Raw genomic sequence first — 25,121 nt, 5'->3', positions numbered from 1 at the left:
CTTTATAAATTCAGAAAGTTTTCAATGAGCTTAGAGCCGGCTTTAGAAGAACGTTCTGGGTGAAATTGCACACCATAATAGTTACCACTTTGTACCGCTGCGGTGAACGGGTTTCCATAATCACAGTTGGCAATTGTGTAATCACCTACTGGCATGGCGAAGCTGTGTACAAAATAGAAGTACTCACCTTCCTCAATACCTTTAAACAGCGGGTGCCCTGCTTTCGCTGAAACTGTATTCCACCCCATATGCGGTAAAGGTAACTCGCCCGTTTCCATCAAATTGACTTCACCGTCACACAGCCCAAGGCATTCCACCAACTCATTCGCCTTCTGCCCTTTCTCTTGTGAGACTTTTCCTAGCAGTTGCATACCCAAACAAATACCAAGTAGCGGCTTCTCAACCTTCTTAACGAGATCAATCAGATCTCGCTCTCGAAGGTTTTTCATGGCTTCACTTGCGGTTCCGACACCAGGCAAAAACAACTTGTCCGCTGCGAGTACCACCTCAGGATCTTTGGAAATGGTGACTTTATAACCTAGGCGTTCAATAGCAAACTTCACAGAGGACACATTGGCGCATCCAGTATCAATAATGACGACTCTTTGTTCTGTCACGTGTCTTCCCCTTTAAAGCATGCCCTTGCTGCTTGGTAATTCGTTACCTTCTACTTTAATGGCTTGGCGAAGTGTACGACCAAACGATTTGAATAGACTTTCTACAATATGGTGGTCGTTTTCACCGGTAGAAGATAGGTGCAAGGTACAAGCCATAGAATCCGCAATGGAACGGAAAAAGTGTTCCGCCATTTCCGTTGAAAAGTCGCCAACCATTTCACGACTAAATTTTGCATCGAAGACGAGGTAAGCTCTACCCGACAAATCCAGCGCACATTGCGCCAAGCATTCATCCATTGGCAAACTGAAGCCGAAACGACCAATACCACGCTTATCTCCTAACGCTTCTTTTAATGCTTGCCCTAACGCCAGCGCAGTATCTTCAATGGTGTGGTGGTCATCGATGTGCAGGTCACCGTCCACACTGCATTTAATTTGGAATCCACCGTGTGTCGCGATTTGATCCAGCATGTGATCAAAAAAGCCCAAGCCTGTTTTGATGTCGTTCCCACCTTGCTCATCAAGGTTAACGTTTACCTTGATGTCGGTTTCTTTGGTTGTACGAACCACTTCAGAAACACGAGCTTTTACGGTTAGATCTTTAACAATCTGCTTCCAACCCATGGTTTCTGGGTGGTATTGAATGCCACGAATCGCCATATTCTGGGCCATTTGTACATCCGTAATGCGATCACCAATCACGGCTGAGTGTTGAAAATCAATCTTTCCACCTTGAAGATACTCTCTTACCAGACCTAACCTAGGTTTACGGCAATCGCTATTGTCTTCTTCGAAGTAAGGGCTAATAAGCACCTCATCGAAAATAACGCCTTGTGATGAAAAAATATCCATCATCATGTTATGAGGGGCATCAAAATCAGCCTGTGGGAAGCTATCGGTCCCCAGTCCATCCTGATTGGTGACCATAACTAATCGGTAACCGGCATCCTGAAGTGCTAATAGACTCGGAATGACAAACGGCTCTAGTTTAAGCTTGTCTAAACGGTCAACCTGAAAATCTTCTGGTGGCTCTACGATTAAAGTGCCATCACGATCAATAAATAGAATTTTTTGTTGCTTGCTCACTACGATTTCCTTTCTTAAGCGACATTTTTAGCTAACTGATTGCGAATAAAAGCGACAACTTTTTCACATTCATCACGATTTCCTACGCTAATGCGTACGCAGTTTTCAATGGGAGAGTTTCGCAGAATGATTCCGCTGTCCCATGCAGCTTGGAATATTGCATCGCCATCTTCAAATTTAACTAATAGGTAGTTACCCCACCCTTCAAAAACTTCAACCCCTTCCAGCATACTGAGACCCACTTGAAGATAGGCACGGTTTGCATTCAGATCTAACGATTGGAATTTCATTCTGGCTAACCCTGCTTCAGAAAGCGCTTGAACGGCAATTTCCGAAACTGGAACTGGCACTGGATAGGGTGCAATGACTTTCAATAGCACATTGATCAGCTCTTCATTTGCCAATGTGAATCCGCAGCGAAGCCCTGCTAGTGCAAAAGCTTTAGAAAGCGTACGTAAAATAGCCAGGTTAGGATACTGCACTAAAAGATCAGTGGTTGAAGCCTCTGGACAGAAATCGATATACGCTTCATCCATCACGACAATAGCGCGATCTTTTGTCATTTCTAACAAGGAAACAATGTCCTCGCGTTTGACTAAATTTCCGGTTGGATTGTTAGGGCTGCATACAAAAACCAGTTTTACGTTCGCTAGGTTTTCTTCAATTCCCTTCAGATCCAACTGCCAATCTTGTGTCAACGGCACTGTTTTTCGCTCAACACCAATGGTTTCTGCACTAATGGCATACATGCCATAGGTGGGTGGACAGTAGAGAATGGCATCTTCATTGGGTTCACAAAAAGCACGAATCAATAATTCGATGCCTTCATCTGCACCGCGTGATGTTAATGTTTGCTCTGGCTTAACCCCAGCATAAGCGGCATACGCTTCAATGAGATCTCTCGGCTGGCATTCGCTATAGCGATTCAGACGAGCAAAATCTGTTTTGTATTCATTATTAAAAGGCGATTCGTTTGCATTGAGCCAAACATCTCCTGTACCCCCAATTTTACGGGCAGAAAGATAAGGGGTCAGTGCTTGAACCTGTTTACGAGCCAACTTTTCCATCACGACTCTCCCTCTTGTAGCTTTTCTATACGAATAGTTACAGCACGCTTGTGTGCATCCAACCCTTCAGCTTCCGCCATCGTGACAACAGTTGGAGCCAAAATTTTCAGACCATCTGATGTTAATTCTTGCACTGTCATACGCTTTGAAAAATCAGCTAAACCAAGGCTTGAGTAGGTGCGAGTGTATCCGTATGTCGGAAGTACGTGGTTGGTGCCTGAGGCATAATCCCCGGCAGATTCTGGTGACCAGTCCCCAAGGAAAATTGAGCCTGCATTATCTAGAAGTGGAAGCAGTTCACGTGGGTTTTTCGTTTGAACAATCAGGTGTTCAGGACCATAAAAGTTAGAAATGGAGACACATTGCGTTAGAGATTCAGCGATAACAATCAAGCTTGAACCTAATGCTTGCTCTGCGATTTCAGCACGAGAAAGCTCTTTTAACTGACGTTGAACAGCATCCGTAACTTTGTCTGCAATAACGGGAGAAGGCGTAACCAAAACCACTTGTGAATCTGGTCCGTGTTCGGCTTGGCTCAGTAAATCGGCAGCGATGAAATCTGGTTCTGCGGTGTCATCGGCGATTACAAGAACTTCTGACGGGCCTGCCGGCATGTCGATAGCCGCACCACGAAAATCGTTGCTAACCTGACGCTTTGCTTCTGTTACGTACGCATTACCGGGACCGAAAATCTTGTCCACTTTACTTACAGAATCAGTGCCATATGCCATCGCGGCGATCGCTTGACCGCCTCCCACATTATATACTTCATCGATATCACACAGCTGTGCGACATAAAGTATTTCGTCGGCAATCGGAGGTGGCGAACACAATACGACTTTGCGACACCCTGCAATTTTAGCTGGTACGCCCAACATAAGCACAGTTGAGGGCAAAGGAGCACTACCACCTGGAATGTATAGCCCAACGGTATTAATTGGGCGAGTCACTTGTTCACAAACGACACCTGGTTGAGTTTCGACTTTAATCGGCTGGGACTTTTGTGCTTTGTGAAACATAGAGATATTGGCATACGCTTGCTCTAGCGCTTGTTTCATTTCACTAGACAGGCGATCTGAAGCTGCCTGAATGTCCTGCTTAGACACTCGAACTGAATCTGGAGTAACGCCATCGAATTTTTCAGTCAATTCGATAAGTGCTGCATCACCACCTGTTCGTACTTTCTTGATAACGTCAGAAACAGCGGCGGTAATATTTGCCCCTTCCGTTATGGCAGGGCGCTCTAGAACAGCGTCTTGCTGTTGTTCACTTAATGATTGCCAAACTACGGTTCTCATCCCATTACTCCATCATTTTTTCAATTGGCAGTACCAAGATTGAGCTGGCGCCAAGTTCTTTCAGTTGCTCCATGGTTTCCCAGAACAGGTTTTCAGTGCTAACAAGATGTACAGCAACACGATTTTGCTCGGCGGACAGTGGAAGCACAGTTGGATCTTCAGCTCCTGGAAGTAAAGCTTTGACTTGCTCTAGCTTATCCGTTGGGGCGTGTAGCATGATGTACTTAGATTCTTTGGCTTGTAAAACGCCTTGCATGCGAGTCAACAGCTTTTCGATTAAGGCTTTTTTATCTGTATCGAACTCACCTTTACGCTGAATCAGAGTCGCTTTAGATTTAAAGATAACTTCTGCTTCTTTAAGACCATTCGCTTCAAGCGTTGCACCTGTCGAAACGAGATCAGCGATAGCGTCAGCAAGCCCTGCTCGCGGTGCAACTTCAACAGAACCAGTCAACACACAAGCGCTGAACTCAACACCTTGCTCATCCATGTAGCTTTTAAGCAGTTGAGGATATGTCGTTGCAATACGTTTACCTGCAAGATCTTGAGGACCTTTATATTCTTCATCTTTATCGATAGCGATGGACAAACGGCAGCCACCAAAATCTAAACGACGAAGCGGAACGAATTCGCAAGGCTCCCCTAGTGCTTTTCTGTCTAAACGCACTTCTTCCAATTCATTTTCGCCAATGAAACCTAAGTCGACAACTCCGTCCATGATAAGCCCTGGAATATCGTCGTCTCGCACAAGCAGAAGATCGATAGGCATATTTTCAGAGTGAACGACAAGTCTCTCCCCCATAATGTTGAACTTAGCGCCACATTTTTTAAGTAGGTCTAGACACTCTTTACTCAAGCGTCCTTTTTTTTGAATAGCAATTCTTAGGCGTTGTGTTTGCATTACGATGTCCCTATACGAAATTTAGTGAATATTTAATATTTTATAAGTCGTTAAAAATGAAAAAACCCTCGGGAGTTTTCTCTCCCGAGGGTTTAAATCTGTATTTTCTGATTCAACCACCGAGAGTTCTTAGCCTCTCGGGTATGCGTAAACCTCCCGAAAGACTAGTCAGGATGATGATGGTGATGAATGTTCATTACACTTTTACGCATATTTAGTTTCTCCTTGAGTTAACTCCACACTAACTAAGCTCAATTGGATTTGCAAGACTCTATTCGAAAAAAATTGCCTTCCCGGTAATGACACTTTTTCTGTTTGTCCTTAGAAGCTGTTAAACAAATGCATCAAGTTGGTAATTAAATGCGATTTTCTTGTATTGCCCAACAATAAAACACCATTCAACATATTCACAACAATATTATTACCTCTACCTAAGGATACAAACGTGATGAACAAATTTAAGGTGTTAATGGCTGCAAGCACATCTATCTTATTAGCAGGCTGCACATCCGATACTACTGCTTCTCATAACGCTGGTTACCCTGAGCCACCTTCTTGGGATTTCCCTTATGTTACTGAAGCAGCATATGAAATTTCGCCTCGTAGCCTCGAAGGTCGTCCTTTTAACAGTGATGGATTGGCTTATACCCACGAGGAACTGGAAGCTCTGCCAGTAAAAAACATGGCTCCCGAACAACTTCAAAACTACGCAGATGTAGTAACCCATGCCTTCCCTGATGCAACTTATCAATCTGTCCCTGAAAATTGTGAAGATATCCCAGCAGAAAGTTTAAATGAAACGTCTTTGGCTAATGTGGCATACATTTCAATGCAAGCAGTAGAGAAAGCAACGAGAGATTCAGCGAAAAACTGTCTCACGACCTTACAGAAGATGTTTAAACAAGAGTAAATAGAGGAAGAGTGGGTAGAGAAAGAGCAGGTTTTCACCTGCTCTTTTGATTAGGTTCTATTGGGCTTAGTCATTAAGCTTTAGCTGGGCTTTGTTTGCGTTTGGAAATCACGCTTAAAGCACCACATACCACAGCAAATGTCACACTCGCAGCTGCGAATGAGAATAAAATGGATGACGTCATTCCTAGAACAACAAATCCAACACAAGATACTAGTGCAACGGATAGTGCATAAGGCAATTGCGTTGCAACGTGATCAATGTGATTACAACGAGCCCCCGTCGAAGATAGAATCGTCGTATCGGAAATTGGAGAACAATGGTCTCCGAATACAGAACCAGCTAAAACTGCACTCAACATAGGAAGCATCAACGCTAAGTCTGTCGCACCAGCCATATCACCAGCGATAGGCAACATGATACCAAATGTTCCCCAAGAAGTACCCGTCGAGAATGCCATCACGCCAGATAGCAAGAATAAAATAACGGGTAACCAATGAACACTGATGTTGCCTTGTACTAAGGAAGACAGGTAAGTTCCCGTTTTTAAGTCACCTATTACTGAACCAATTGTCCATGCAAAAAACAAAATTAATATAGCACCGAACATTGAACCAGCACCGATCCATAAAGTTCGAACAATTTGAGACAATTCAATTTTCTGGCGGAAGACGGTAATAAGTGCTGTAACTAAACCAATTAGACCGCCATAGCATAAAGATGCACCCACATCGGTATTCTCAAACGCACCTAACAGATCAAATTCTTTACCTGATTCGGTGAGTGATTCTGCTCCGGTATATAGCATAAAAAATATTGTCGCTAGAATTAAAGCAACAATTGGCATAATTAAATCGGCAACTTTACCTTTTTCACTTTCACTAATATCAAGGTCTTCACTCAATTCACTGCTAGATTGATTATTTGCATCATCAAATCCCATTCCTTGAGAGGCTTCGATTTCTTTTTTACGCATCGGTCCAACGTCTAGCTGGAACCACACCACAGCAAAAACCATCAGCAGTGCAAATACCGCATAAAAATTCATTGGAACCATATTGACGTAAGCACTAAGCGCAGAAGAATAATCCGTCAATCCGTGAGTGACTAAAATCCCACCGATAATGGTCATTATATAAGCGCCCCAGCTAGATGCTGGCATTAACACACACATCGGGGCTGCAGTAGAGTCCAGAATATAAGCAAGTTTAGAACGCGATACATAAAAGCGGTCAGTGACTGGGCGAGATATTGCTCCGACAGCTAGGCTATTAAAGTAATCATCAACAAATATAAAAACACCTAAAAACGCGGCAAGTAATTTTGAACCACGCTTACTTTTTACACGGCTTTGTGCCCATTCGGCAAATGCGCGAGTACCACCAGACAATGTAAGTAAAGCTGTCATCATTCCTAATAATAAAAGAAACGCAACAATACTCATATTCCAGCTATTAAGGCTGCTCTCTTCTACTTTTACACCATCAACAGTAACTTCATTAGTTTCAATAACTACGCCATATACTTTACCCCATATATATTTAATGGAATCAGCAATTGAATAGTCAGTGATCAGTAGACCACCAAGAAAAATGCCCATACCTAATGAGACAAGAACTCGACGAGTAATAATAGCTAGCCCTAAAGCGACAAGCGGCGGCAACAATGAAAGGGGGGACGATGCAAAATCTAATAAATTCATGATCTTCAGAAACCAATATTTGGTTAGAGATCTACTGTAGTCGGTATTATATATACCTTAAGTTGAACAAGCGAAAGGGAAGTGAACACTTCACCCAACCCCACAGTAGCGCTCCATAGTTTAACAACAATATAGACTATGGCAGTGTTATACCTATTCGGATATAACCCCAGCATTGAAGAATGATGACTTTCAATACTTCGGCAATAACGCCTTTCTGTTTCCCTCTTAGGTATCACCCTCTTGAAACATACTGATCATTACTGCGCCTCTACCTTAAGCACTGGATTGATTAAAAATCCACCACTCAAATCAGGTGCGAGTCATTCTACGGATGCAAAAGCTTTTTGCAACATATAATTTCAAGTTTCAACCAACCTGATGAAACTTTTGACTAGATTGTGCGTCTATATGCTTTACACTTACACTTTTCTGACATTTAGCGTATTAAATATTGACGTATTCTATTCTGCTAAATAAGTAATTAAATATATTTTTAGAAATGTGTATTTGAATTTCGATATATTTGAAATAAAATTATATTGTATTCTCGTCTTACACTGTTATTATTGTGTACGTTTACTAAAATAAGAATGGGACTGAACATGTCAGATATTGCAAAAACCCTGCTTAATATTCGCAGTCTACGAGCATTTGCTCGTGATCTACCGCTAGAGCACTTGGAAGAAGCGCTAGATAAATTAACTACCGTTGTTGATGAACGTCGTGAAGTTGAAGCTGCAGAATTAGCAGAAAAAGCTGAACGCGAAGCTAAATTAGCTGAATACGCAAATATGATTGCTAAAGATGGTATCGATGTAGATGACCTTATTGCAGCGTTATCTGGAGAAACAAAATCTAAAGCTAAGAAAAAGCGCGATCCTCGCCCTGCTAAATACAAATACACTGTTGATGGCGTAGAAAAGACTTGGACAGGTCAAGGTCGTACTCCTTCTGCAATTCAAGCTCACTTGGACTCAGGTAAAGCTTTGGATGATTTCCTAATCTAGCTTTCACTTTGTTACAAAAATTATTGCAACACTGGGCATGTCCCTTGATTCTATACACCAGTGTTTCATATATTGAGCCGAAATTTATATAGATTTCGGCTTTTTTAATGCCACTATTTGCATTACATCTATTACTTTCAAACTACATATATTTATATTATTGATAACCATTCAGGTTATTTTATTTAAAATATATTCATCTAAGCTCATTTCACTATAATCCTTTTTGAAAAAACACTTGGGTCATACATTTATGATTTATTTGTATTTTCTTCTTCTACCAGCTCAACAATGCAGAAAGTTCTTGCCGCTCCCTTTTGAATGCATATACTATAAATACTGTACATATATACAGGTTGATGAGGATGCATGAGATAATAAAAGCACTAAAGCATAAAAACTTACTATGGAACGGGGCAAATACATCACATCATGCAGATGTTGTCTCTTCAGGCTATACCGAACTAGATAACAAATTGGGGGGTGGTTTTCCAAGTAAAGGGGTTATCGAAATAAATACTTTCACTGGTATCGGTGAGTTACGGTTGCTAGATGCCTTTTTAAGGAACACTGCAGACAACAGACTCAGAGTTTTTATTCACCCTCCAGGAAAAGTATGTGGCGAGTTTTTCGTAACACAAGGCTATAAACTTGACAGAATTGTTATCATTTCGCCAAGGAACTATAAAGAAGCTTTATGGGCAGCCGAACAATCGTTGAAAAGCGGGGCCTGCTCTCATGTATTACTATGGCAAGACACGTTAGAAATACATCAAGTAAAGCGGTTACAAATGGCGAGTGAAACTGGCAATTGTTCGCTTATTATCTTCAAGAAACAAAAACAAACCTTTCCTCTACCAGTATCACTTAGTTTAAGTCTTGAAGCTCACTCAAAAGGCTTGAACATTACAGTCAATAAGCGTAAGGGAGGCTTAGGTAGAACAGTCTTGTGTTTAGACATGTCCCATAACTGGCTGAGTTTAACTAGGGCTCCAACAGATAATACCGTTGTTGCCTTTCCTCTTCTAAAACGAGGATAAACTATGCTGTGGCTATACTTGAACTTTACTCATCTACAGCTTGATACTTCATTTTGTGGCTCAGCCTATGATGGTAACCTTGCTATCGTTAATAACGATCACCAAATCATACAGCTTACACCTCATGGTTATATCTCAGGACTAAAACTCGGTATGGGGCTTGGAACGGCTGCATCACTCTGCCACGATTTACAAGTTCATTCATACGATGCCCATATTGAACAAACAAAATTGCGAGAAATAGCACGGTGGCTTTACTTAATCACGTCAGACATCACATTGTTTGAACCGAATGGAATTCTTTTGAAAATCAGCGATATGCTTTCGCTGTATTCTAATATTGAACATTATTGGTCAATCATTCAATCCCACTTGCAATCCTTTAATATACGCTATGACTATTCAACTGGTTTTTCTCCATTTTCGGCACAGATACTTTCTCAACAGAAAACACATTTAATTACAGATAATAAAGAAGTCTTAAAAAAGAAACTTTATGCATTATCTCTATCGGTTAGTGGACTGCCTCATAAAACAGTAGAAAAACTTTCCCGTGTAGGCATTGAGACTTTCGATGATCTATTAGCCATACCAATGGCTGATATTGCTAAGCGTTTTGATATAGATCTAATTAACTATATAGGAAAAATAACAGGTAGGTTTAAGCATCCAGTTGAGTTCTATCATCCACAACAAACCTTTAAATATTCTCTCGACCTATTATATGAAATAGAAAATGTTCAATGGATCGAAAAACCACTAAGTAAATTACTGAAAAAATTGGAACATTTTCTTAAATTACGTGATCAAATAGCTCATGAGATTGAAGTGACTTTGTTTCTCAGAAATAAACAGAACGCCAGCTTTACAATAAGCTCTGCACAAGGAGAGTATTTGGCTGTTAATTGGTTAAACTTATCTAAACTCACCTTAGAGTCTATTTCAATCAGTTCTCCCGTAATAGCAATAAGCTTGAGCACTAAACGAGCTGATCAACAAGCCAACTTCAACACCGACCTATTTACGGGGCAGCAAGGTAAGACAACGGCTCTAGAGCTAATATCAATATTGGAAGCGAAATTAGGCAAAGAAGCCGTGAGCCGACCTAATGTTATTCCAGATCCCCGACCAGAAATTGCCAATTCATACTCTTCTCCTCTCACGGAACAACTGACTGACCCGTTATTCAAACCCAAACTTAGACCAAGTATTCTCCTTCCACATCCTGAGCGGCTTACAGATGAAATATCCATATCACATGGTCCTGAAAGGGTTGCCACTGGCTGGTGGGATAATACCCCTGTAATCAGAGATTATTTCATTGCTCAAAGCCATGATGGTCGTTGGCTTTGGGTATTCAGAACACCAAAGAAACAGTGGTTTCTACACGGAATATTTAGCTAGGGTACTTATGGGTTATACCGAATTGTTTTGCCAAACTAATTTCTCCTTCTTAGAAGGAGCTTCTCACCCAGAGGAGTTAGTTGTTCAAGCTGATTTTTTACAATATTCAGGGATTGCCATTACCGATGAATGTTCCGTTGCTGGTGTAGTACGGGCTTATAAGGCGATACAAGTTCAAGAGTTACAACTGAAACTCGTTGTTGGTTCATTATTTCGAATGGGGGAAGAGCTTGAATTAATCCTGCTATCTACAAATAGACAGGGGTATGGTGAGTTATGCCGAATTATATCAAATGCACGAAGACGCAGCCCTAAAGGGGAATACAGTTTGTCTGAATGGGATATCATGTCAGCAAAGCATTGTTTGATTCTCTGGCTACCAACCCACAAAGATTGTGACTACCATTGGGCAAAATGGTTAACCAAACACCACTCCCAAAAGTTATGGATAGGTCTACAACGCCATCTCCAACATGATGACCATGCGTTTATACAGCACTGTGAACACCTTAGCGCTTTATACCATATTCCAATAACGGCCTGTGGTGGTGTCCTCATGCATAATGAAGCTAGGCTTCCTTTGCAGCATACTTTGACCGCGATTAAGCATGGTACGAGCGTCAGTAAAGCTGGTCGGTTACTTCAAAGTAATTGTGAGCATTCACTTCGCTCGAAAGATAAGCTTCAAAGAATCTTCAAGAAAGAATGGTATGTTGAAACCGAGCGTATTCTCTCGCGTTGTCGTTTCGACTTAGGTTCTCTTCAATACGAATACCCAAGCGAACTGGTTCCAAATGGGTACACGGCAATAGATTATCTAAATGAGCAAGTAAAAGCGGGCAGCAAACGCCGCTTTCCTCAAGGCGTCCCATCCGATATACAAAAACTTATCGATAAAGAATTGGCTTTGATTGAGGAGTTAAATTACCCATTTTACTTTCTAACCATCTATGACATTGTCATGTTTGCCAAACGAAAGAAAATTCTCTATCAAGGTAGAGGATCTGCCGCCAATTCTGTTGTTTGTTACTGCCTAGAAATCACAGCGGTTGATCCTCGGCAAATATCAGTGCTTTTTGAAAGGTTCATCAGCAGAGAGCGCAATGAACCACCCGATATCGATGTCGATTTTGAACATGAACGACGTGAAGAAGTTATTCAATATATCTATCAGAAATATGGTCGCAGTCGCGCTGCTCTCTCTGCTACTGTCATCACCTACCGATTTAAAAGCGCGGTAAGAGAAGTGGGTAAAGCTTTAGGGATCTCAGAAGAACAACTCGAATTCTTTATAAAGAATGTGAATAGGCGAGATAAAGAATTGAATTGGCAAGCGCAAATAGTCGAGCTCGGTCTCGACCCTGACGCTTATCAAGGGCAGCTTTTCATTCAACTGGTCAATGAAATACTTGGGTTTCCACGCCACCTTTCTCAGCATGTCGGCGGTTTTGTCATCTCATCAGGACCTTTATATGAGTTGGTTCCTGTTGAAAATGCAGCAATGAACGAACGTACCGTCATTCAATGGGACAAGGATGATCTTGAAAGTTTGGGGTTACTCAAAGTCGATGTTTTAGCATTAGGGATGCTAACGGCAATTCGTAAATGCTTTAAAACAATCCAATCTTTCCATAACATTGAGCTGAGCATTGCGGATATTACTCGCAAGCAAGATGATCCTAACGTTTATAGCATGATTCAAAAAGCCGATACCATCGGTGTGTTTCAAATAGAGTCTCGCGCTCAAATGAGCATGTTGCCTAGATTACGTCCTAAGAACTATTACGACTTAGTCATTCAAATCGCCATTGTCCGCCCTGGTCCAATACAAGGCGACATGGTTCATCCATTCCTCAAGCGACGTAATGGCATTGAAGAAGTCACCTACCCATCGGAAGCCGTAAAAGATGTGCTATCTAGAACAATGGGTGTTCCCATATTTCAGGAGCAAGTGATCAAACTTGCTATGGTTGCAGCCGGTTTTTCAGGAGGAGAAGCCGACAAACTTCGAAGAGCAATGGCATCGTGGAAAAAGAGTGGTCAACTGATGCAATTCCGTTCCAAACTCATCAATGGCATGCTAGAGAGAGACTACCAAGAAGAGTTCGCTAAAAGACTTTTTGATCAGATATGTGGATTTGGTGAGTATGGCTTTCCTGAAAGCCACTCTGCTTCTTTTGCGGTCCTTGCATACGTCTCATCTTGGTTAAAATATTACTACCCCGAAGCTTTTTATACGGCATTAATGAACAGCCACCCTATGGGGTTTTACAGTGTATCTCAGCTGGTCCAAGATGCTCGAAGGCATGGAATTAATGTAAAACCAATTTGTGTGAATCACTCAAACTACGATCACTCAGTAGTGAGAAGTAACGATAGTTTTCATATTCGACTAGGGATGAGGCTAGTCAAAGGATTAAAAAAAGAGACCGCTGAATTAATCACCCACCACCGTCCTCATTCAGGTTATCAACACACTTCAGATTTGAAAAATATAGGAGTCGAACGTAAAGATTTGGAAACTCTCGCCTCTGCAGATGCACTAAAAGCATTTGCTGGTAATCGTTTCTCCGCACGCTGGAAGATAATGGATGATGCCGACGACCTACCCTTGTTTCATTCACTGAAAGAGCGAGATAGTGGCTACTTTTATCAGCCAGACGATTTCAGCACCTTAACGGAAGACTACGCCGCCACAGGGCTTTCTTTAAACAAACACCCTGTCACATTGCTAAGCAATGCAGGTATGCTGCCGAGATTCACACGGATGCAAGAGCTTTCTAATAAGCCACATAAGTCTCTGATCACTGTCATTGGACTAGTGACAGGTAGGCAATCCCCCGGCACAGCCGCCGGAGTCACATTTTTCACACTAGAGGACGACACTGGGAATGTGAATGTCGTTGTATGGGGTGCAACAGCAAGAGCTCAAAAACAAGCTTACCTGACGGCAAAGATACTAAAAGTAAAAGGAATTCTAGAACGAGAAGGGGAAGTTATACATGTAATCGCAGGAAAACTGACTGACATGACCAACCGCTTATCCAAATTAAAAACGCAATCTAGAGACTTTCATTAACCTCAGCTTTGGATAAGAAATAGCATAATTCATTGAATTAACTGAAAGCTGTACTTTATGTCCTTCCCAGTAAGAATTTCATAAGTACCAATGAAACAAGAAAGACTTAAAAAGCAAGAAAGCGGCAATCGCCGCCCTCAACTATCAATTTTTTTATGCGATCTATTCTTGATCGATCATCCATTTACGAAAAGCCTTACGCTCTTCTTTAGACGCTTTCAAATACCACGCCTGTAGCTGTTCTAATGTTTTAGATTGCAGGTTTTTAGCCGCTGCTTTTTGGGGCTTAGAGGTTGGTACTGTTTTTGCCGTCGCTGTTATAGCAACAGGTGCTGCTGAAAATGAAATACCCTGACTGATATTATACTCTTCTACCAATTCCTCAATACCTGAATACGGCAAGGTTCCAGTCCTACCTTTAAGCTTTACACTTGTATAGGCAATTTTTGAACCATCAGATTCTACTTTCCACTCAGGTACTCCGCGAAAAACGTTTTCCGCATGAATTTTACTGTAAACCTTTGGTGGAGAAACCTGAACGTCATTCTGATTGACATCAAAAGTGATGATATAGGGAGCAGAAGTAAAGCGGTTATTACCACTACCACGTCCGACGTCCATGTCCATACGAACAACAATCTGATTAAAACCCTCTTGAATACGTGTTGGTTTCATTTTACTTTCGGTTTCTTTGCCGTTGACAAGTAAAATAGACAGACCTTTCGATGGGACAACGTTCGCAGCAAAGGAAGAAAACGCCAAGACAGAAGAAAGCGCTAAGACAGATATTCTAATAAAATTCATACACCACCAAACCAACACAAATAAATTCACTAAAAGATTATAACCTTAAGAATTACAATAATAAATTTAATTACAGATAAACAAAAGCCACCTCATAGAGGTGGCTTTAAAATCTGTCTAACTATGTAGATAGCTTAGAAAGAAGCTTTGATACCAACACCGTAGCCAGTCTCGCTCTTGTCACCGTTATCACCACCAACTTCTGCATAAACAGTCGTTGAAGGAGCAATACCGTAACCTGCGTTTACAAACCATGCATTCTTGTCATCAACACCGTCTGCACCGAAATTCGTAGTGCTAAAGCCACCAGCGAATTTCCAAGCTTCCATAGTGTAATCAGCTGCCAAAGCGATAGTGTTGTCTGTTGTTGAATCACCTGTTTCAGGACTGTTCTTAACAGAGTAATAACCTGCTTCAAGGTTTACGCTGTCAATACCAGCATAACGAGCTTCAAGAGCCATTAGAGATTCTTTGTCACCACTAGAGATAACAACAGCACCATCTTTTGTAGTTTCTTTCTTAAAGTTAGCTTGTGCAAAGAAACCAGTAAAGTCAAAGTCAGCTACACGGTAACCAGCTTTAACGTCAACGTAGCTACCATCTTTACCTAGCTTTTTGTTGTCATGCTTGTCTTGAACAAGACCAAGACCGAAGTAGAAAGCACCTTTGTCTAGGTCATAACGAATTGCTTCGTCGCCACTGAAATCAGCATCGTTTACAAAAGATGTGATACCGAATAGGTAATCAGAACCAACGCCCGCGTCATCAAGTTGAGTTGCTAGTTTACCAATTTTTAGAGTACCTAGCTGATCGTTGTAAAAACCTACGTATGCGTCGCCGTATCCAGCTTTACCTTCTGCTTTATCACTATCGATAGCAGAAAATTCCCAGTAGAAACCTACTTGAGTTGCATCGTTGATTGCGTAACGAGTATCAAAACCGAAATCAGCATCATCAATTTCTTGTTGAAGCTCAGCATCTTCAGTTTTAGCTTTTTTGTAACGAACCTCCATGTCACCGTGCATGTTCACAGTAACGCCATCTTTGTTGTAAAGTTCGATACCAGCGTTTGCAGAACCTGCAACCGCCATAACTGCTAGAGCTACTAGAGTCTTTTTCATAATAATCCACTGCCTTTTCTTAGCTGGGAATTCCTTTTCGGTTCCCTTATTTAGTTTTATTAGAGTCGATTCTTAAGAATTTGCTTAAGGCACAACTCCTCTAAATTTCGATGTTAAGATTGCAGAAGAATCCGCTACATGTCAAATGACTAAAAAAATAAAAATAAAAATTCGTAAATAATTATATATCAACAACTTACATTGACAGCATGAACTTTTAGAGTGAAATCACATCATATTTTTATATAAAATCTTTTCCTGTTGTTTTTATTTTTTCAGCACAAAAAATTAATAACTCAATAAAATCACATCAAATTAAGTCAATAATTCCATCTGGTGGGGTTTCTTGATATTATTATCTACACTTTTTATCGACTTTACCTAACCCCATGATCGTTCAATTTTTTTTTGTGATTGAGATCTAGATTTACCTAAAAAGCACGGCATTCTGACGAAAACACATGCAACTGCGGGATTGTGCTACAATCTCGCGCGATTAAATCAGAGGCAGAAAATGCTTAATACAACGATTCAAAAGTCCATTCGCAGCAGCTATAGCAATCTGCAAAATCATTTAGAAAACTTTATACCAAGACGCGCACAAAACTATCTCGTTTCGGAGATTGCTCGAACATTGGCAGGGCAGTATCACAAGTCAAATAGAATGCTTGTCGCCGAAGCTGGAACAGGCATTGGTAAGTCATTAGCGTATTTAATGAGTGCCATTCCTTTTGCATCTTTTAGTAAGAAGAAGGTCGTGATTTCTACCGCCACAGTTGCACTACAAGAACAGCTTGTTCACAAAGACCTCCCGCTATTTCGTAGAATTAGTGATGTTCCGTTCTCATTTGCATTAGCAAAAGGACGCCAAAGATATTGCTGTGCTGAAAAACTGGCTATAGCAAGTGGAAGTTCAGATCAACAAATCGCTATTTTTGAAAGCAAGCCATCAAGCAACGATATAGAAACGTTGCAACAAATGTACTCTCAACTGAGTTCAAATAAATGGGACGGTGAGCGAGACTCATGGTCAGCCCCTATATCAGATGTTCTGTGGTCACGTATTGTCAGCGATAAACACAGCTGTAATGCAACTTTACCTTCTCATCGCGACTGCCCTTTTCAAAAAGCACGCTCTCAGTTGGATAAAGTCGACGTCATTATCGCGAACCACAGCTTAGTCATGGCAGACGCTGAATTAGGAGGCGGAGTTATCCTTCCGGAGCCTGAGCAAACTATCTTTGTCTTTGATGAAGCCCACCACCTCCCTAAAGTGGCACGTGACCATTCGTCTGCTTCGGCAAGTTTGAAAGGAGTTGCTTCTTGGTTAGAGAAGTTAAATTCACAATCTGCAAAGCTGTGTTCCCTAGCAGATGATAAGCGAGTGAGTCGATTTAGAAATGAGCTGCAAGACTCGATACAACACCTCATTCCTAGCCTAAACCAACTGGCGAAGCAATTTGACCCGTCTTTATTTATAGACAAAAGTTACCGCTTTGAGCACGGTGAGCTACCGACATGGCTAGAAAATGAATCTCAGGAACTTAAGAAAGCGAGTAAAAAGGGCGCGCAAGCTCTAGCTAAGATTGCCGATTTAATTTCCGAGCGCGTAAAAGAAGGGGAACTATCAAATCGTTTAGCTGAACCCGCACTGGCTGAGATAGGGTTCTTTTTACAAAGATACGAAAATTTGTCGAAGGTATGGCATTTGATGGCGGAGCCTACAAGAGAGAAAGGCGCACCATTAGCTCGATGGGTCGAGACCTCGGAAGAGCGAGAGGGTGACTTTATTGTATCGGTATCCCCGTTAGAGGTGGGCTGGCAACTAGACCAACTGTTATGGAGTCGCTGCGCTGGTGCTGTTTTAGTCTCTGCCACTATAAGGGCGCTCAACTCCTTTTCGTTTTTCTGTCGTCAGACGGGTATCAGTGAAAAAGAAGAAGACGGCACACAATTTTTAGCGCTTGCCTCTCCTTTTGATTACCAAAATCAAGGTGAACTCTACATACCTAAACTTAAATTCGAGCCACAAGCTAGCGAGTTTACTGATTGTTTAATTGAAACTCTTCCTTCCTATATAGAGGAGGGAAAAGCCAATTTGGTTTTGTTTGCTTCTTATTGGCAAATGAATAAAGTAGAGCAAGGCATAGAGAAACTCGCAAAGAAAAATAAATGGATGTTACAAGTGCAAGGCGAAACTTCACGCAACGAGATCCTCAAGAAACATAAATTTTATTGTAGTAAGAAAAAAACCAGTATTCTCTTTGGAACAGGGAGTTTTTCGGAAGGGTTAGACTTACCTGGTGAGCTATTAGAAAACCTCATTATTACTAAAATTCCTTTTGCGGTTCCCACCTCTCCAGTAGAAGAGGCTCATGCAGAGTATATAGAGCGAAAAGGCGGAAACCCTTTTCTCCAAATTTCTGTACCAGAAGCCAGTAAAAAGCTGATTCAATCTGTTGGTAGGTTGCTGCGTAAAGAACGAGATTCTGGTAGAGTCGTCATCCTAGACAGGCGACTCGTCACAAAGCGTTATGGCAAGTCTTTAATAGACTCATTGCCTCCATTCAAAAGACGTATCGATTATTAATAACAAATAATAAGCAATCATATGGAATTTATAGAACCAACAATGTTGGTTGCTCTCGCTCTTGTGGCATTTCTTGCAGGATTTATTGATGCGGTAGCTGGCGGTGGCGGAATGCTAACCGTCCCTGCTTTGCTATCAATAGGTCTGCCTCCGCATATCGCCTTAGGAACGAATAAACTTGCGGCAACCTTTGCCTCCTCGACTGCCGCTATCACATACTATAAGAAGCGGTTGTTTAAACCAGAATGTTGGAAGAAGGCATTCATAGGTACACTCATAGGTGCGACCATAGGAACCTTTGCCGTCGACGCCATCAGCACCGAGTGGCTGGAGAAAGTTCTACCCCTTGTTATTTTAATCACCGCTCTGTATACGATCTTTCACAAACCAGTGAAAGCATCAAACAATGCTGCCCCAGAGCCGTGCCCTAGCCTTACGAAAAAACAATGGCTACAAAGCCTAACTCTAGGTTTCTATGATGGAGTAGCAGGACCAGGTACTGGTGCGTTTTGGACAGTAAGTAGTATGGCGTTGTACAAGATGAATATTCTGTTGGCTTCCGGTTTGGCCAAAGCCATGAACTTCACCAGTAATTTTACCTCTTTAGTTATGTTTGCTTTCTTAGGGCACATTAATTGGGTATTAGGTCTTACGATGGGTGTATGCTTAATGGTAGGCGCTTACGTAGGCGCTCATTCAGCTATCAAATTTGGAGCAAAATTCATTCGCCCTGTTTTTGTCACTGTCGTGGTTGTACTTGCTGGTAAACTGGCGTTTGATGCTTGGTTTGTAACCCTATGAAGAATTTCAGTTCCCTGAAGGAAAATATTGCTCAGCTAAGCCTTCAAGCGGCACAACTTGACCGCCAAAGAGGCGAACACCATCAGGCACTTTTTGATGAACGACTTTTTCACTGTAAGGCGCGTTTATTGGTTCCTTGTGTCCAAGAGCTCGAATCAACTTTTCAATCGATTATCAGAGAACAAGAAAGTGGAAGGTTAACACCTTTAAGAGCCGAGCATTTAACCGCTCAAATGATTTCTCAACTCGAAGCCATACAGCGTGAACTGTCGACGCAAACCATTAGAAAGAGTGAAATCAAACATTCAAGTCACTTTCAGAAGCCAATCAATCAGCTCTATCAGGAAATGGCGCAACATCAAGAATGGGAACGCCGGTTAAAAGAGCTCGTAGTCGAAAAATCTAATGCGCTTGAGTCAGCTCCCGCGTATATGCAGAGTCAGGCTCAACAAACGCTAGTAGCGGCAGAGCAACGCCTTAAACGCTGCCAAGAATCTAAGCTAAAAATTGAAAACCAAATTACCTATAGAGAGCGCAATCAAGTATGAATCATTCCAATTCTTCTCCATTAGACACCGCACCAGACGAAATCAAGCTGGCTGTTGATCTCATCTATTTGTTGGAGTCTAACGAAGTGGATATTGAAACCGCTCTGGCGGCACTAGAGATTGTTAAGTCTGACCTTCAAAAAAAGCATTTAACTAAAGACAGTAAATAACAAGTTTATCAAATCGACTCTTTCAGAAAAATCGTGTCGTAGCGTTCATATAAAACATATGCGTTTGAAATAAAACATGTGCGTTTGAAATAAAATTGTTACTTCTGGAAGAATATTGTGACTTCAGCGACTTCTAATCCTAGTTTGCGTATCGACGTTCGGTTGAAGACATGACGCTCGTCTTGTCGATAAAGCCAATCGTCGAAATGTACTTCTAACTCAGATCCATCTACTTTAAGCAAAAAGTCATATTTCCATTGCAAAGCATTGCCAACCTGAATCCCGACGGCTTGTCCAATAATGTCGTCTGCTTCGCCTGTAAACCGACCGTCTTCTTGGCGTTCGATAGTCCAAATACGTTGATCTTTTTCGCCATCATCAAAAATAAAATCTTCTACTAACACCAACGTATTTCCGTTGACCTCCCCTGAAAGGTCAACAGAAAATCGTCGGGTTTGTTTTTTTGTGTAATCTTGAATCATTCCCCAAGCTTTGGTGTTGCCTTGAAAGTAACCAAACAAATCAAAATCTGGCGTTACTTGGCGATATTCTTCAACATCGGCAGTGCAAGCACTAAGTAAAACGGTAAGCCAAAGTGTCAGGATTGTTCTCATCTAATCTTTCCCAGTAATTGTCTACGATGTTTTGGATATTCAGTGTTAGGTGAAAACCAAATGGATAAGAAGGCATCATTTAATTGTTCGTTTGTAATATCACCTAAATGAGTCGTTTGATTGGTGGAATCATAGAAGATAAATTGCCCTTTCTCTCCATCTGAAATGTACACCAATCGCTCCCCCTTACTGACATCCGGTAAAATATCCGATAGTGTTAAAATCCAGTTCTGTTGCTGCTCTGCGCTGTAACCTAGATGCTCCCATTGCTCTTGTGTTGCATCGAGTAACTGCTGCTTGGGGATATCTCTCATGTAATTAATGAGCAATGCCATCGGGTGAGGGGAAACATCCGTACTTTCTTCGTATACTCCACTGGGCGTTTTAAGTTCTGATTTATAAATATCAAAAAAGAGCCAACTCAAACTCGATTTCCCAACTGTTTTCCAACCATCCCAGTTCTGATCATCTTGAGAGGTTGGAGTAGAACTTTGGGCATTTGCCGTCATCAACAAACTTAAAACTAGAAATCCGATGTACTTATTCATAACTTCCCCCAGCGAGAGCTTAGTAATGTGGTTACAAAATAAGCGAGCAAAAACCATTCCAAAAACAAAACTGAAAGTGTCAAGGGAACGCCAAATGTCCACTCCACAGCACCAAGCCGTTGCCCAGCAAAATAACTAAGCCCACCGGATACAGACACCAGAGTTAATACGAGGTAGCGAGGAGTACGGTTCACTATGGCGGTCATTTGAACGGCGTACCAACCAAATAAACCCCATAGTAAAAGCAACCAAACCGGAAATGCATCGCTAGAGAAGGTAAATAAGCCCGTTTGCCAGTTAAGAAAGTCAATGACAATACCAACAGAGCTAATTGCAATAACGAGCTTAAGTTTTTGAGCTTCTTCGTAGACACAGTAAATCAAGGTAATGAGGCTGCCAGACATCAGCCAAAAGAGCGTATCTTCTCGGCCGATAACAGCAAAAAACCAAAGTATCTGAAACCATAAACTGCTCAGGAGTACAGACCCATTACTTTTATCGTACAAAGACTTAAGCATCATCTATCCACTTATAGGTTACTTATCGAACTTTATGAAAAGTTAAATGAACGGTACTGATGGTATTGGCAAGAAATCCGCCTTCACAATAGCTCATGTAATAACGCCACATACGTACAAAACGCTCGTCATAGCCAAGCTGAATAACTTGAGAATAAGATTGATTAAATGCGTAATGCCAGTCAGAAAGAGTACGGGCATAATCTTGCCCTATGTCATATAAGTCTCTGATCACAAATTGACTGTTATTCGTCATTTGGTCCATAAGGTGCGTCACCGACGGCAAGAATCCGCCAGGGAAGATGTATTTTTGAATGAAGTCGACTTCTTTACTGTATTTATCAAATCTTTGGTCAGCAATGGTGATGGCTTGAATAGCGAGTAACCCGTCCGGCTTTAAAAGCGAATAACACTTTTCTATATAAGAAGATAGATACTGTTTACCCACAGCCTCTATCATCTCTATAGAGACCACCTTATCGAACTCGCCTTCAAGTAAACGATAGTCTCTCTTTAGTAGCGTGATTTTGTCGTTTAGCCCCGCTTCAGAGATAGACGTTTTAGCATATTGATATTGCTCTTCAGAAATCGTCGTGGTTGTAACACGGCAACCGTATTGGGAAGCCATATAAATCGCCATTCCGCCCCAACCAGTACCGATCTCTAGCACATGATCATTTTCATTTAACTGGAGCTGCTTGCAAAGCCTGTCCATCTTATTGATTTGCGCCGCAGCTAACGAATCATCTTTCGTTTTGTATACACCAGAGGAGTACAACATGTTTTCATCAAGAAACAGCTGATAAAGATCGTTTCCTAAGTCATAGTGCGCTTCTATGTTCTCTTTTGATTGCGACAAAGAGTTGCGATTCAGCCAATGCGAAAACTGCAAGGTTAGCTTTTGAATCCAACTCACTTTGCTATCAACAGCATCTAACGTGTCGAGGTTTTCAGCCATAATACGCGTTACGGTTGTCAAATTAGGGCTGTCCCACCAACCATCCATATACGCTTCGGCTCCAGCGATGCTGCCGCCTTTTAGAAGTCTTTCATAAAACTTAGGTTCATGAATTTCTATAACAGCGTGTAAGTCAGACAAGCTGTCGCCAAACTCCACCCGCTCACCAAAGCTTTCCGTGATTGTTATGTGTCCAGTCGTTAATTGAGAAAGCATTCTAAAAATTAATGTACGATAAGCTTGTTGACGAACACTAAGTACACCTTCAGAGGCATATGAACGGCTATTTAGCATGAGGGTGTCTCCTTCTTTTTGTTATTTGGATGAGAATAAACTTTTGCACCTTTAACCCACAATTTAAGGGCATGCCAATAAATACCAGTGACGATTTTTAATGCCATAATGGGGGTTTTCAGCAAATATCTAATCAGAGTCATTCTGTTCAAAGGTTTAGCATTCATTGCCATAGAAGCATCAAATACCTTTTCTTCCTGATGGCACTCCAGATGAATCATTAACTTTTTATCTAGAGGTTTGAGTGACCATACATATTCCTGGTCTATGGGATTAAAAGGGGATACATGGAATTCTTTATCATGACGCCAGTTTTCCCTTTCAGTACCTGCGTTGGAGTCGATCGCATAGTAATGACATTCATTCCATGGCGTATTACTTACCTCCGCGAGCAAATATTTCCAGTTTCCTGCCTCGTCATACAAGTAGTAAAAATTGACCGGGCTAAAGTAGAAACCGAAGTAACGCAAATGACAAACCGCTTTCACCTTACCTTTCAGCCTCACACCAGTCAGTTCAAACACTTTGTTCTGAACTGCCAGTTTTAGATCTCCAGTGCCTACGTAGTCTTCTCTTCGAAATCGAGCCCAATGCCACGCCTTGTCACCAAAACCAATAAGTTTTTCTTTTAGAACATCAATCTCATCTAGATCTAGGCACGGCATAAAGAGTGGATAACGCAGGCTATGTTTTATTGGAGAAAATCGCCTATGAGTCACTTCACCATCTAGCATACAACTAGAGAAAATCATGCAACCTCCTTCTCTGAAGCACTGCTTAGTAAACGAATACCTTCAACGACATCCAACGCACTTCGAACACCATCTTCATGGAACCCGTTGTACCAATACGCTCCGCAGTACCAAGTAGAATTGAATCCATCAATACTGGATTTTTGCTTTTGAGCAATATGGGAATCTTGAGTAAAAACAGGGTGATGATAAGTAAATGTTCTGAGAATTTTTTCTGGGTCTATCTTATCGTTCGAATTTAACGAAACGCAGAATGTCTTTTCGCTCTCTATATGTTGCAAGATATTCATATTGTAGGTTAGCGAAGGAAGCGCTTCTTGATCACCATTTTGGCCTGAAAGCAAATAATTCCATGAAGCCCATGCTGCTTTGCTTTTCGGTAGCAGCTTTGTATCGGTATGCAGCGTTACCTCATTGGCCTGATATTCCATTTTAGAAAGCAGGTCATTTTCCTTATTACTCGGATCTTGAAGCATTCTTAACGCTTGGTCACTATGACAAGCAAAAATAACGGCATCAAAATGCTCAGTTCCAAAAGAAGATTGAATAAGAGCACCGTTATGATTTCGTTCAACAGAATTTACTGCGCAATTCAAACGTATCTTTTCTTTGAATCCTTTAGTCAAAGGATCGATATACGCGCTAGACCCACCATCAATCACAAACCACTGAGGGCGATCTACAATATCGAGTAATCCATGATTCAAAAAGAAGTTAAGGAAGAATGGTAAAGGGAAACCACGCATATCCGCCAAAGTGGATGACCAAATTGCAGCACCCATAGGAAGAATATAATTGTCGGAGAAATAATCACTAAATCGATGCTGACAAAGGAAGTCGCCTAGTGTTTGTTCTCCATGATGAGGTTGAATCGCCGCTTCTTTAGCGAGTTTATTAAAACGCAATATTTCATAGATAAACCAATAAAACCTCGGGTTCAGAAGGTTTCGTTTTTGGGCAAACAACGTCGATAAAGTATGACCGTTGTACTCTAAACCATTACTCAGGTTACTCACGCTAAAACTCATTTGAGTCGGTGTGCCAGTGACCCCAATTTCGTTCATCATTTCAATGAAGTTTGGGTAAGTCCTGTCGTTATAAACGATAAAACCCGTATCAACTGAGTAGGACTCGTTTTCTATACTTACGTCTACAGTGGCAGTGTGCCCACCTATGTAATCATTTGCTTCAAAAACAGTAATGTCATGCTCTTGGTGAAGGTAATAACCGCATGTTAATCCCGAAATACCTGATCCTATTATTGCTATTTTCATGATTTGTCCTTCAAC

23 protein-coding genes, 1 riboswitch and 1 other annotated feature are annotated in these 25,121 nt (G+C 41.4%); of the genes, 9 read left to right on the top strand and 14 right to left on the bottom strand.

Annotation, left to right across the window (positions count from 1 at the left end; genetic code table 11):
- Positions 1-2 precede the first annotated feature (2 nt).
- The 5 genes from hisH to hisG are packed head-to-tail and all read right to left on the bottom strand — an operon-like array spanning position 3 to position 4,969.
- Positions 3-617 (bottom strand): imidazole glycerol phosphate synthase subunit HisH, encoded by a 615-nt coding sequence (gene hisH, locus VPNCDNU1_RS05260; RefSeq protein ID WP_104399378.1) that lies wholly within the window; start codon positions 615-617, stop codon positions 3-5.
- Between the two features lie 12 nt (positions 618-629).
- On the bottom strand, positions 630-1,703 hold the full coding sequence (gene hisB, locus VPNCDNU1_RS05255; protein ID WP_104399377.1) for a bifunctional histidinol-phosphatase/imidazoleglycerol-phosphate dehydratase HisB: 1,074 nt from the start codon (positions 1,701-1,703) through the stop codon (positions 630-632).
- Positions 1,704-1,717: 14 nt separating this feature from the next.
- Positions 1,718-2,770, bottom strand: a complete 1,053-nt coding sequence (hisC, locus tag VPNCDNU1_RS05250; RefSeq protein ID WP_104399376.1) for a histidinol-phosphate transaminase — start codon at positions 2,768-2,770, stop codon at positions 1,718-1,720.
- The gene (gene hisD / locus VPNCDNU1_RS05245) at positions 2,770-4,068 is read right to left on the bottom strand and encodes a histidinol dehydrogenase (RefSeq protein WP_104399375.1); all 1,299 of its coding nucleotides are present in this window, start codon (positions 4,066-4,068) and stop codon (positions 2,770-2,772) included. Before hisD ends, hisC begins: the two co-directional genes overlap by 1 nt.
- A 4-nt stretch (positions 4,069-4,072) precedes the next feature.
- The gene (hisG, locus tag VPNCDNU1_RS05240; RefSeq protein WP_104399374.1) at positions 4,073-4,969 is read right to left on the bottom strand and encodes an ATP phosphoribosyltransferase; all 897 of its coding nucleotides are present in this window, start codon (positions 4,967-4,969) and stop codon (positions 4,073-4,075) included.
- 56 nt (positions 4,970-5,025) lie between these two features.
- Positions 5,026-5,158: a sequence feature (His leader region), on the bottom strand.
- A 259-nt stretch (positions 5,159-5,417) separates the two neighbouring features.
- Here hisG and VPNCDNU1_RS05235 point away from each other — a divergent pair.
- On the top strand, positions 5,418-5,879 hold the full coding sequence (locus tag VPNCDNU1_RS05235) for a hypothetical protein (protein ID WP_104399373.1): 462 nt from the start codon (positions 5,418-5,420) through the stop codon (positions 5,877-5,879).
- Between the two features lie 73 nt (positions 5,880-5,952).
- Here VPNCDNU1_RS05235 and VPNCDNU1_RS05230 read toward each other — a convergent pair whose 3' ends face one another.
- Positions 5,953-7,581: a Na+/H+ antiporter NhaC family protein gene (locus tag VPNCDNU1_RS05230; RefSeq protein WP_104399372.1), complete on the bottom strand. Its 1,629-nt coding sequence runs from the start codon at positions 7,579-7,581 to the stop codon at positions 5,953-5,955.
- Between the two features lie 98 nt (positions 7,582-7,679).
- Positions 7,680-7,863: riboswitch (Lysine riboswitch) on the bottom strand.
- 323 nt (positions 7,864-8,186) lie between these two features.
- Between VPNCDNU1_RS05230 and VPNCDNU1_RS05225 the strand changes: the two genes are divergently transcribed.
- The 4 genes from VPNCDNU1_RS05225 (at position 8,187) to VPNCDNU1_RS05210 (ending at position 14,114) form a co-directional block, all read left to right on the top strand.
- Positions 8,187-8,591: an H-NS family histone-like protein gene (locus tag VPNCDNU1_RS05225; RefSeq protein ID WP_101112063.1), complete on the top strand. Its 405-nt coding sequence runs from the start codon at positions 8,187-8,189 to the stop codon at positions 8,589-8,591.
- 365 nt (positions 8,592-8,956) lie between these two features.
- Positions 8,957-9,631, top strand: a complete 675-nt coding sequence (gene imuA / locus VPNCDNU1_RS05220; RefSeq protein ID WP_104399371.1) for a translesion DNA synthesis-associated protein ImuA — start codon at positions 8,957-8,959, stop codon at positions 9,629-9,631.
- 3 nt (positions 9,632-9,634) lie between these two features.
- Complete coding sequence (locus VPNCDNU1_RS05215) at positions 9,635-11,035, top strand: Y-family DNA polymerase (protein ID WP_104399370.1); 1,401 nt, start codon at positions 9,635-9,637, stop codon at positions 11,033-11,035.
- Positions 11,036-11,042: 7 nt separating this feature from the next.
- Entirely contained in the window at positions 11,043-14,114 is a 3,072-nt protein-coding gene (locus VPNCDNU1_RS05210) for an error-prone DNA polymerase (protein ID WP_104399369.1), read from the top strand.
- Between the two features lie 162 nt (positions 14,115-14,276).
- Here the strand turns inward: VPNCDNU1_RS05210 and VPNCDNU1_RS05205 are convergent, their stop codons facing one another.
- Together VPNCDNU1_RS05205 and VPNCDNU1_RS05200 are read right to left on the bottom strand one after the other, a co-directional pair.
- Positions 14,277-14,918 (bottom strand): YccT family protein, encoded by a 642-nt coding sequence (locus tag VPNCDNU1_RS05205; RefSeq protein WP_104399368.1) that lies wholly within the window; start codon positions 14,916-14,918, stop codon positions 14,277-14,279.
- 134 nt (positions 14,919-15,052) lie between these two features.
- Positions 15,053-16,039, bottom strand: a complete 987-nt coding sequence (locus VPNCDNU1_RS05200) for a porin (protein WP_104399367.1) — start codon at positions 16,037-16,039, stop codon at positions 15,053-15,055.
- Positions 16,040-16,553: 514 nt separating this feature from the next.
- Here VPNCDNU1_RS05200 and dinG point away from each other — a divergent pair.
- From dinG to rsmS, 4 genes are read left to right on the top strand one after another with little or no spacing between them, the layout of a single operon-like run.
- Complete coding sequence (gene dinG, locus VPNCDNU1_RS05195; RefSeq protein ID WP_104399366.1) at positions 16,554-18,629, top strand: ATP-dependent DNA helicase DinG; 2,076 nt, start codon at positions 16,554-16,556, stop codon at positions 18,627-18,629.
- A gap of 21 nt (positions 18,630-18,650) precedes the next feature.
- Positions 18,651-19,430 carry a sulfite exporter TauE/SafE family protein gene (locus VPNCDNU1_RS05190; RefSeq protein ID WP_104399365.1) on the top strand — a complete coding sequence of 260 codons (780 nt, stop codon included), beginning with the start codon at positions 18,651-18,653 and terminating at the stop codon, positions 19,428-19,430.
- Complete coding sequence (locus VPNCDNU1_RS05185) at positions 19,427-19,978, top strand: primosomal replication protein (protein WP_104399364.1); 552 nt, start codon at positions 19,427-19,429, stop codon at positions 19,976-19,978. The genes VPNCDNU1_RS05190 and VPNCDNU1_RS05185 overlap by 4 nt, the downstream gene beginning before the upstream one ends.
- A complete protein-coding gene (gene rsmS / locus VPNCDNU1_RS05180; protein WP_104399363.1) occupies positions 19,975-20,148 on the top strand; it encodes a pleiotropic regulatory protein RsmS in 174 nt (57 codons plus the stop codon). The genes VPNCDNU1_RS05185 and rsmS overlap by 4 nt, the downstream gene beginning before the upstream one ends.
- 98 nt (positions 20,149-20,246) lie before the next feature.
- Here rsmS and VPNCDNU1_RS05175 read toward each other — a convergent pair whose 3' ends face one another.
- From VPNCDNU1_RS05175 to VPNCDNU1_RS05150, 6 genes are read right to left on the bottom strand one after another with little or no spacing between them, the layout of a single operon-like run.
- Positions 20,247-20,762: a DUF3833 domain-containing protein gene (locus VPNCDNU1_RS05175; RefSeq protein ID WP_104399362.1), complete on the bottom strand. Its 516-nt coding sequence runs from the start codon at positions 20,760-20,762 to the stop codon at positions 20,247-20,249.
- Entirely contained in the window at positions 20,759-21,310 is a 552-nt protein-coding gene (locus tag VPNCDNU1_RS05170; RefSeq protein WP_104399361.1) for a chalcone isomerase family protein, read from the bottom strand. The genes VPNCDNU1_RS05175 and VPNCDNU1_RS05170 overlap by 4 nt, the downstream gene beginning before the upstream one ends.
- Entirely contained in the window at positions 21,307-21,831 is a 525-nt protein-coding gene (locus VPNCDNU1_RS05165; protein ID WP_104399360.1) for a DUF2878 domain-containing protein, read from the bottom strand. Before VPNCDNU1_RS05165 ends, VPNCDNU1_RS05170 begins: the two co-directional genes overlap by 4 nt.
- A 19-nt stretch (positions 21,832-21,850) precedes the next feature.
- A complete protein-coding gene (locus VPNCDNU1_RS05160) occupies positions 21,851-23,080 on the bottom strand; it encodes an SAM-dependent methyltransferase (RefSeq protein WP_104399359.1) in 1,230 nt (409 codons plus the stop codon).
- Positions 23,074-23,832 carry a DUF1365 domain-containing protein gene (locus tag VPNCDNU1_RS05155; RefSeq protein WP_104399358.1) on the bottom strand — a complete coding sequence of 253 codons (759 nt, stop codon included), beginning with the start codon at positions 23,830-23,832 and terminating at the stop codon, positions 23,074-23,076. Before VPNCDNU1_RS05155 ends, VPNCDNU1_RS05160 begins: the two co-directional genes overlap by 7 nt.
- Positions 23,829-25,106 (bottom strand): NAD(P)/FAD-dependent oxidoreductase, encoded by a 1,278-nt coding sequence (locus tag VPNCDNU1_RS05150; RefSeq protein WP_104399357.1) that lies wholly within the window; start codon positions 25,104-25,106, stop codon positions 23,829-23,831. Before VPNCDNU1_RS05150 ends, VPNCDNU1_RS05155 begins: the two co-directional genes overlap by 4 nt.
- Positions 25,107-25,121: the final 15 nt, after the last annotated feature.

The sequence above is a fragment of the Vibrio penaeicida genome, from assembly GCF_002933855.1.
Classification (GTDB): Bacteria; Pseudomonadota; Gammaproteobacteria; order Enterobacterales; family Vibrionaceae; genus Vibrio; species Vibrio penaeicida_A.
This window is presented reverse-complemented; position numbering and strand designations above follow the sequence as displayed.